This is a genomic window from Bacillus timonensis, assembly GCF_004799755.1.
GTDB lineage: Bacteria > Bacillota > Bacilli > Bacillales > Bacillaceae_L > Ferdinandcohnia > Ferdinandcohnia timonensis_A.
Genome location: NZ_SLUB01000131.1, coordinates 1 through 1,122 on the forward strand (window position 1 = coordinate 1; position 1,122 = coordinate 1,122).

A 1,122-nucleotide genomic window follows, 5' to 3' on the forward strand; every position below is an offset into this window, starting at 1 on the left:
CCAGCACAATCGTATGTATATGTGGATGATAATGCAGGTTTTGACCCCACGTATGTAATACAGAGAGAAATCCAATTTGTGCTCCTAGATATTTCTTATCGTTTGATAGTTCGGTTAAAGTTTCAGCTACGCATTTAAACATTAGGTCGTAGAGTAACCTTTGGTTATGATAGATTATCATCTTTAGCTGTTCTGGCATTGTGAATACGACATGGAAATAAGGAGCTTCTAGAATATCTTTCTTTCGTTGATCGATCCAAATTTCCTTATTGAATCCTTGGCACATTGGGCAATGTCTATTTCTGCAGGATTTATAACGTACGACTGTATGGTCACATTCTTCACATTCAAGGGCATAGGAACCTAGTGCCGATGTTCTGCAGTTCATGATTGCTTTAGAAGCTTTGGCTTGTTCCAATGAAGGTCTGTTCGACTCTTTAAAACTTGGATAATGGCTTTTAAATATGTCCTGGATGGTAGCCTTCACGTTTCGTCTCTCCGGGTATCTAAAGGACTTTGAATGCCCATCATACTTTTTGATGTCATATGTGTGTAAGCTAAAGTCGTTTTCAAATTTTTATGTCCAAGTAACTGTTGAATAAATACAGGATCCACGCCATCTTCTAATAAATGTGTCGCAAAACAATGTCTTAATGTATGTGCAGAGACGTTAAAATCTAGTTTGAGTTTGTCCCGAAGCTTAATCATTGTGTTTTTTATCGTCTTGACATGGATGTGAGATCCTTGATTCTGTCCTGGAAACAACCAATCACTCTTCGAGTAAGGATTATTTGGGTAACATTCTCTAAAATACGTACGAAGAATATCAAGTGCTACTTCTGATAAAATCGTATATCGGTTTGTATTATGTTTAGCTTTTTCTATTCGAACCCTCATGGTTTTACTACAAATGTCGCTAATTTTTAACTTAGCTACTTCACTCACTCGTAGACCACTGCCGTACATTAGTACGAATATCGCCTTATGTTTAATATTAGTAATAGAGTTTAAAAGTGTAAGGACTTCCTCAGCGGAAGGTATGACAGGAAACTTTTGAATCCTTTTCATCCTTGGAACCTTTAGAGGATTCCATTCTTTCTCCAACACATAAGTATAGAAAAA

2 protein-coding genes are annotated in these 1,122 nt (G+C 36.7%); both read right to left on the reverse strand.

Annotated elements, in window-relative coordinates:
• Positions 1-487: IS91 family transposase (locus E1I69_RS24160; RefSeq protein ID WP_136382020.1), on the reverse strand; the 487-nt coding region annotated here is incomplete at its 3' end.
• A partial coding sequence (locus E1I69_RS24165) for a tyrosine-type recombinase/integrase (protein ID WP_136382021.1) occupies positions 484-1,122 on the reverse strand: 639 nt, incomplete at its 5' end. The genes E1I69_RS24165 and E1I69_RS24160, both read right to left, overlap by 4 nt.